We start from the raw sequence: 7,841 nt of genomic DNA, 5'->3' as shown, positions 1-7,841 counted from the left end.
ATTTTGCTATAATTTCGAAAATAAAAAAGCAGAGAATATAATATGAAATTTATCCAAACTCGTGGTTTTGATGCAAACAAAGCCGAAAAAGTAACTTTTTCTGAGGCTATTTTAAGTCCTATCGCATCTTTTGGTGGTCTTTATGTACCTGAAGAACTTCCAGAGCTCGGAGAGGAGTTTTTAAACAAGCATTTGAACTCTTCATATAAAGAGCTTGCAAAAGATATGCTTTCTCGTTTTGAGATAGACATTGATGGTGCTGTCATAGATGAAGCGCTAAATCTTTATGATAAGTTTGATGATGCATCAAATCCTGTACCGGTTGTGAAAGTAAAAGAGAATCTTTACATATCTGAGCTTTACCATGGACCTACCCGTGCATTTAAAGATATGGCGTTGCAACCTTTTGGTGTTGTGCTTTCATCTATTGCACAAAGATTAAATGAGAATTATCTCATTTTGGCTGCTACGAGTGGAGACACAGGCCCAGCGGCGTTAGAAACATTTAAAAACCGTGCAAATGTGAAAGTGGCTTGTATGTATCCTGATGGTGGAACAAGTGATGTACAGCGTCTTCAAATGGTTACAGAAGATGCAAAAAATCTTAAAGTTATTGGTATTCATGGTGTTTTTGATGATGCACAAAATGCTCTAAAACGTCTTTTGGCATCTGAAAGTTTTAAAGAGGCGCTTGCACAAAAAGATACAAAACTTTCAGCAGCAAACTCTGTAAACTTTGGTCGTATCATTTTTCAAATAATTTACCATATTCATTCATACTTAGAACTTGTGCGTCAAAATGGCATTACTATGGGTGAAAAAGTTTACCTCAATGTACCAAGTGGAAATTTTGGAAATGCACTTGGTGGTTACTATGCATGGAAAATGGGACTGCCTGTTGCAAAGATTATTATCTCTTCAAATGAGAACAATGTACTGACAAAGCTTATTCGTGATGGAAAGTATGACATAAGAGATTGTGCAGTTGTTGGAACTACTTCTCCTGCTATGGATATTTTAAAGTCTTCAAATGTTGAGAGAGTTTTATATGATCTTTTTGGAACACAAAGAACAAAAGAGTTAATGTTTGATTTGGAAGAACAAAATTTCTATAAACTTACTAGCGAAGAGCTTGATAAACTCCGTGAATCTTTTGATGCTGATTTTTGTAATGGTGATGAGGGTAAAAAATATATAAAAGAGATTTTTGAGGGCTATCATTACTTAATGGATCCTCATACAGCGACATGCATGAAATCTTATGAGACATGTTCAAACCCTGAAATTAAAACTATTGCCTACTCTACAGCAGAGTGGACAAAATTTTCACCAGTTATTGCAAATGCACTTACCGGTGAAAAAGATGCGCAAGACATTCAAGCTTTAGAGTCTATTTCTAAGGTAGCAGGACTAGAAATTCCAACAATGATAAGGAGACTCTTTTCTAAAGAGATCGCTCAAAAGACAATTATAGAAAAAGAAAATATTGAATCTGAAATATTAAAATTCCTATAACACTATCTAATATATTTACATTAAGGCATGACTAATGAATACTAATGTAAAATGTCTTTATTAGGATTGTTTATGAATGAATCGATGGAAGATACGCTTAGAAAAAAACGTGATATGCTTTATTACAACCAATTGGTAAGGGCTGAACGTAAAAAAGATGCTGATAAAAAACGAAAAAAACAAAAAGTTAGTTTTGGCGCTCAAAAAGTAAATTTCCAAGATTTTATTTATGTTCCAGAAGAATGGGCGGGGTTGGCGTATATTATTTATATGGTTGCTATTCCATACATCACAGGAGCGATATTTCTATTTTTAGTTATCGCAGGAGGAAATTACGAAAATTTTAAACTTCTAGATATCAATGCTTTTCCAATTGTATGGCTGATTGGCTATGAAATTGTTGCTGTTGTTATGTTAGTGTGGATTTTAGTACTTTTTCTCAAATATGACGATGATGAAGATTTTTATTAGAAAAGAGCTTTTTTAGAGCTCTTTTGCTTTTTCATACGCTTTTTGCACTGCGTTTATACACGAATGTCTTACATTTCCCTCTTCTAAAGCATCATAACCAGCTGCTGTTGTACCTCCAGGGCTCATTACGCCATCTTTTAGTAGTGCAGGGTGAATTGTTTGGATTAACTCTCCAAAACCTCCAAAAAGTCCTCTCATAATGGCCATAGCATCATCGCGTTTAAGACCCTGTTTTACAGCTCCATCTGCAAGTGCTTCTGCCATAAGAGCAAGATATGCAGGTCCACTTCCGGCAAGCGCAGTTGCTATATCTATCTCTTTTTCATTTGCAAGCCAGCGTGTTGTGCCTATTGCATTTAAAAGCTCTATTGCTTCTTCTTTAAACGCAGCATCTCCCGTGAGTGTTGTCATAGATTTTGAAACACTAGCAGCTAGATTTGGCATGGCTCTTACCACTGCGTTTGTACTGAGATATGTTTTGATCTTTTCTATGCTTGTTCCAGCCAAGACAGAATAGATTATTTTTGCTCTGCCTTGAAGTTTTTGTGAAATTTCTTCTACATTGGCAGGTTTGACACAGAGCATAATGCTCTTATTAGTCATGTCAAAACCATCTAAAAGATATTTTTCTATCTTTATGTCAAGAGCATCTTCAAACGCTTGAAGTTTATTTATGTTGCGTCCCACAACCTCTATTTTATAACTCTTCTTTAATCCTTGTGCAATACTCAAAGCCATATTGCCATTTCCTATAAATATGATGGTTTTCATAAAAGTCCTAAATATTTTTATGGTAGTATAACATATTGAAAAAAGTAAACATTTATGGAGTATAAAAAGTGGAACAATTTTTAGCAGAAGCAAAATCTTCAAGTCGGATTTTGGGTAACTTAAGCGGCAGTGAAAAAAATAGAATTTTAAAAGAGATGGCAAATGCTTTGCGGGCAAATACAATGGATTTGATGGAAGCAAACGCAATAGATATGCTTGAGGGTGAAAAAAACAGACTAACATCAGCTTTAATGGATAGACTTTTTTTGGATGAAGAACGTGTTGAGTCTATGGCAGTTGCCATTGAAGAGATAGCAGCACTTAAAGAACCTGTTGGTCGTGTGCTTGATGGCTGGGTAACAGAAGATGGCTTAAAAATTGAAAAGGTCTCTATTGCTATTGGTGTGATTGGTATTATTTATGAATCGCGTCCAAATGTTACAAGTGATACAGCAGCACTCTGTTTTAAGAGTTCAAATGTATGTGTGCTTAAAGGTGGTAAAGAGGCAGAATTTTCAAATAAAGCTATTGCAAAGGTACTGCAAGCAGTATTGGCAAAAAATAGCTTGCCGACATCTTTAATCTCTCTTATTCCTGATAGTTCACGCGAGGGAGTTGCAAAACTCATTAAGATGGATAAATATGTTGATTTGATTATTCCTCGTGGTGGAGCAGGGCTTATAAAATATGTAAGTCAAAACGCAACTGTAAGTGTTGTAAAGCATGATAAAGGAGAGTGTCATACCTATATAGATAAAGATGCAAATCTTGAAAATGCAATCAAAATTGCCATAAATGCAAAGGTGCAAAGACCAGGTGTTTGTAATGCTATGGAGACGCTTTTAGTTGATAAGAAAATAGCAAAAGAGGCTCTTCCACAGCTAAAAGAGGCATTTGATGCAGCAGCGACAGAGCTTAAAGGATGTTCTCAAACACAAGAGATTATTAGCGTTGCAAATGCTACTGATGAAGATTTCGATACAGAATACTTGGCAAATATTTTAAATATAAAAGTTGTTGATGGTGTAAATGGTGCAATAGAGCATATAGTAAGATTTGGCTCAGGACACTCTGAGGCTATCATTACTGAAAATATAACAACGGCAGAGGAGTTTTTAAATAACATTGATGCAGCAGCAGTTTATGTAAATGCTTCAACTCGTTTTACAGATGGTGGCGCTTTTGGTTTTGGTGCAGAAGTGGGAATAAGTACAAATAAACTTCATGCTCGTGGACCTATGGGCATAGAGGGATTAACAACATATAAATATAAAATATATGGAAAAGGACAAATAAGATAATGTTGTCTATAGAAACATTAAAGAAAATTGGTATATTTCATAATCTCAATGAAAGAGAGTTGAAATTGCTTCTTTCCATCTCACGGACAAGAAATTTTGAGCAGGGTAAGGTACTATTTTATGAAAAAGATAAAGCAAAATACCTTACACTTGTTCTTACTGGGGTTGTAAAAATTTACAAGGTTGATCCGAAAAATAATGAGATTATTTTACACCGTTTTATACCAAATCATTTTGTTGCAGAGATGGCAGTTTTTGAAAAACTTCCCTATCCTGCATCTGCTGCATTTGAGACAGATGGAAGTGTTTTAGAAATCGATTTTGAAAAATTTAAAGAGTACTTTTTTTCTAATCCTGAAATAACATTGGAACTTTTTAAATCACTAACTCAAAAAATAAAATATCTTGATAATGTTATTGCACTTACCGTTGTTCTCGATTCAACAGCAAGAGTTGCAAAGTATATTTGTGAGAATAGTGAAGCTTTAAGTATGAAGCATAATAAATTAGCACAATATTTGCATATAACACCAGAAACACTCTCCCGTATTTTCAAAAAATTCTCAAAATTAGGATTTGTAGCAAAAAATGCAGGGACATATACCATCTTAGATAAGGAGTCTTTGGAAATTCTTTTTGAATAATCATTCTCATTATTGACATATATCAATGTTATTTTTATTTTTCTTGATTACAATCACGAAATACTAACAATAAGGATTTAAATATGTCGAATATTCCAAGTGATGCACAGAAGATAGAAGTCGAAGGTGCTACAGTTGATTATTATAAATTAGCAAAAGATGGTCAGAGTACTTATTACTTTGATACTTCAAAAGAGGGACCTCCACATCCTATGGTAAACGCAATGGCAGGACTTGCTCTTATAAAAGGTACGAATGATACTTTGGTGATGATAAATCATAAAGCACCAGGCGGACTGTTTGCAAAACTTGAAGATGATGTCAAATATGTTATTGAAGATTTGGATGGTGGTTTAGTGAAAGTTGTTTTTTCATACAATGCAGACGCAGCTACGGAGTCTGATTTATCACAAGCAAGTTGTGGTGGTTGAGACTAATAAATGTTTAAAATATCCCAAGATTTTGCACCACCTTTTAAACTCATAGCTCCCTTTTTTATACTGGGGAGTCTGTTTTATCTTTTTTCTTCTCTTTACATTTTTTCTTTTAGTGCAGATAATTTTTCATTTGCAGATCCGAAGGTTATAGCCTTTACACATCTTTTTTTACTTGGATTTGTAATGATGATAATCTTTGGTGCAATGGCACAACTTGTGCCAGTTGTACTTGAAGTAGGGCATTTTGGAGTAGAACTTTTTTATGCAATCTGGCCACTACTACTTATAGGAACACTTTTAATGGTATTTGGATTTTTGTACTCCAGTGCCTTGCTCCCATACGGAGGGGTTGTTGTATTAACCTCTATGATGATTTTTGTTGGTGAGATATTTTTGACCATAGCAAAAGTGAAAAAACTTACATTGGTAATGAGTAGTGTATTGATTTCAAATACCTTTTTATTTTTTGGAATCATTTTTGGTCTTTTGATGGCACTCTCTTATGCAGGGACTATCTCTGTAGATATATCTTCACTCCTCAAAGCACATATCTTTGCGGTCTTAGGTGGATATATATCAATTACAATTATGGGACTCTCTATAGTTTTAATACCTATGTTTACACTTTCTCATAGTTTTTCATTAAGACCTTTAGAAATTTCTATATCTTTGATGAGTGTTACAGTTGTTCTAGCTATTTTGGCTTCATTCTTTCACTTAGAGTGGTTGTCCATTATCTCTTATATTCTTGCAACGGTTGCGATGCTAGTCTATGCTTACCTGATTTATATTATTTACAAAATAAGACCAAGAAAAGAGAATGATATTTATGCTATTTCGCTGATGTTTTCATACTCCTCTCTTTTAGTCTCAATTATAGTGGCATTACTCTATTTTATGCTAGGAAAAGAGAACTATCTTTTAGCGTCAATGTGGCTACTGTTTTTTGGATTTTTTGGATTTTTAATTACAGGGCATATCTATAAAATCATTCCATTTTTAGTCTGGTTTGAAAGATTTTCGCCACTGGTTGGAAAGCAAAAAATTCCTATGCTTGTAGATATGATACCTCAAAAAAGTTCTCAAGCGCAGTTTATATTTTGTGCGATAGGCGTGATTATTGTAGCTATTGCAATACTCTTTAACAGCAATGCACTTATAGGTGCTGGAGCCTCATTTTTAGTGATGGGTGCTGTAGCATTTATACGTAGTGTGTTATATATGATAAATTTTAAAAATTAAGGACTTATAAATGGCAATGTTTACAAAAGACGAAATATTTCAGGCTGTCTCTACAGTTGTTGATCCAGAAGTTGGATTTAACCTTGTAGAGATGGGACTTATTTATGATGCTAGTAGTGATGATGAGGGGAATGTAAAAGTTACTATGACACTTTCAACAAGAGCATGCCCTCTACATCAAATGATACTTCAATGGGTAAAAGAGGCTATTGAAAAGCTTCCAAATGTTAAAGAGATTGATATTGAAGTTGTTTGGGAACCTGCATGGAACATCTCAATGGCAGATGATAATGTGAAAAAAGCTTTAGGCGCTTAGAAAATAAAACATGAGATTATTTTTTATTCTCATGTTTTAAGTAACTGCTTTTAATCTTAATAAGCTCATAGAGAGAGACTTTTGGCATAGCCTCTTTGATAAGTTTATCTGTATCTTTATATTTTCCCTGCATCTCTTTTATAGCACTGTATGCTTTTGGTTTTACTTCACTCGTTGCAACAGAAATTACAGCTGCCCAAGTAAGAATAATAACAATCCAGACAATTTTTTTAGCTCCTGCATATACACCAATAAAGTGAAATATGATGGAAATAATAATGCCAATACTTACTAAAAGTGTTAAACTCATAATGCTAACCTCTCTCCTTTTGGTTTCATTGTTGTTTTGATATGTGCATCTTTTAAAAGATGGTTTCCAAAATCTTCAACTTCTAGTGTTCCTAGTAACATTAATATAATAACTAAGAACAAGAATAGAAGAGCTATACCGTACCTTTTAAAACTATTTAACATCAAATCGTTCCTCTTTAAATATTCTAAATGTAGTCATATTTTTGTTGCTAATATTTAATTTCTTTGCCATTTTAGGATTTACAATAAATTCACCAACTTGGACGATTACTTTATCATGTGCCTCAAGTGTTCTTTTGAAGTGAATAACTCTACGCTCTTTGGCTTGAATTTGTGTATCTTTTAAAACCTCTGTAGCTACCCAAGGTGGAGCAGGATGTCCATTTTTTCCAATTATACGAATAAATTTCACAGGTTTTAAATTACTCTTTTTTGAGCCACTCTCAATACTAACTTTAAGCATACCAACTCTTAATGGATGCAAAAGAAGTGGATGATTGGCTCTATTTTTAAGAATAATGTTAAAACCATCTGTCGTTTTCTGAAACTCTATAGAGAGATATTTTCTTAGCATAGATGCTTTATGGTTTGGACCACTAAAGCCATGAAATCTATGTGTATGAGTATCTCTAAGCGTTGTAAAACTTCCTGGTACTTTTGGCATGTGGCAGGTAATACAATTTTCTTTTTCTGTATTTGGATGCTCACTTATTTTTGATGTACATACTTGAAGCTTATGTGAATTTTCTTTGTGCGAATGGCATCCCATACATACATTACCATTATAAAAAATTTCATTTGTAAAGTCTATGTCATGATAAGGAGAGCCACT

General features: G+C 33.9%; 9 protein-coding genes and 1 pseudogene. 7 read left to right on the top strand and 3 right to left on the bottom strand.

The features are described 5' to 3' along the window. Window positions 1–42 precede the first annotated feature (42 nt). The gene (gene thrC, locus MV589_RS02065; RefSeq protein WP_297431560.1) at window positions 43–1,515 is read left to right on the top strand and encodes a threonine synthase; all 1,473 of its coding nucleotides are present in this window, start codon (window positions 43–45) and stop codon (window positions 1,513–1,515) included. A gap of 72 nt (window positions 1,516–1,587) precedes the next feature. After that, window positions 1,588–1,986, top strand: a complete 399-nt coding sequence (locus tag MV589_RS02060) for a hypothetical protein (protein WP_297431558.1) — start codon at window positions 1,588–1,590, stop codon at window positions 1,984–1,986. Window positions 1,987–1,998: 12 nt separating this feature from the next. On the opposite strand, the gene MV589_RS02055 is transcribed toward MV589_RS02060, so the two are convergent. Further along, window positions 1,999–2,757: a pyrroline-5-carboxylate reductase gene (locus MV589_RS02055; protein WP_297431556.1), complete on the bottom strand. Its 759-nt coding sequence runs from the start codon at window positions 2,755–2,757 to the stop codon at window positions 1,999–2,001. 68 nt (window positions 2,758–2,825) lie between these two features. Between MV589_RS02055 and MV589_RS02050 the strand changes: the two genes are divergently transcribed. The 5 genes from MV589_RS02050 to MV589_RS02030 all read left to right on the top strand — a co-directional run bounded on the left by MV589_RS02050 (window position 2,826) and on the right by MV589_RS02030 (window position 6,697). Continuing rightward, window positions 2,826–4,058, top strand: coding sequence for a glutamate-5-semialdehyde dehydrogenase (locus MV589_RS02050; RefSeq protein WP_297431554.1), 1,233 nt, complete (start codon window positions 2,826–2,828; stop codon window positions 4,056–4,058). Continuing rightward, window positions 4,058–4,702, top strand: a complete 645-nt coding sequence (locus MV589_RS02045; protein WP_297431552.1) for a Crp/Fnr family transcriptional regulator — start codon at window positions 4,058–4,060, stop codon at window positions 4,700–4,702. The genes MV589_RS02050 and MV589_RS02045 overlap by 1 nt, the downstream gene beginning before the upstream one ends. A gap of 83 nt (window positions 4,703–4,785) precedes the next feature. After that, window positions 4,786–5,133: a hypothetical protein gene (locus MV589_RS02040; RefSeq protein ID WP_297431550.1), complete on the top strand. Its 348-nt coding sequence runs from the start codon at window positions 4,786–4,788 to the stop codon at window positions 5,131–5,133. A 9-nt stretch (window positions 5,134–5,142) separates the two neighbouring features. Continuing rightward, window positions 5,143–6,381 carry a hypothetical protein gene (locus tag MV589_RS02035; RefSeq protein WP_297431548.1) on the top strand — a complete coding sequence of 413 codons (1,239 nt, stop codon included), beginning with the start codon at window positions 5,143–5,145 and terminating at the stop codon, window positions 6,379–6,381. Window positions 6,382–6,391: 10 nt separating this feature from the next. Continuing rightward, window positions 6,392–6,697: a metal-sulfur cluster assembly factor gene (locus tag MV589_RS02030; RefSeq protein WP_297431546.1), complete on the top strand. Its 306-nt coding sequence runs from the start codon at window positions 6,392–6,394 to the stop codon at window positions 6,695–6,697. Between the two features lie 16 nt (window positions 6,698–6,713). Here the strand turns inward: MV589_RS02030 and MV589_RS02025 are convergent, their stop codons facing one another. Then, a complete protein-coding gene (locus tag MV589_RS02025; RefSeq protein WP_297431544.1) occupies window positions 6,714–7,007 on the bottom strand; it encodes a hypothetical protein in 294 nt (97 codons plus the stop codon). Window positions 7,008–7,160: 153 nt separating this feature from the next. Continuing rightward, a pseudogene (locus MV589_RS02020) lies at window positions 7,161–7,841 on the bottom strand (multiheme c-type cytochrome); the annotation flags it as partial.

Origin of the sequence: Sulfurimonas sp. (genome assembly GCF_026991475.1) — a bacterium.
GTDB lineage: Bacteria > Campylobacterota > Campylobacteria > Campylobacterales > Sulfurimonadaceae > Sulfurimonas.
Note: the sequence above shows the minus strand (reverse complement) of the source record. Positions and strands in the feature narration are given on the sequence as shown.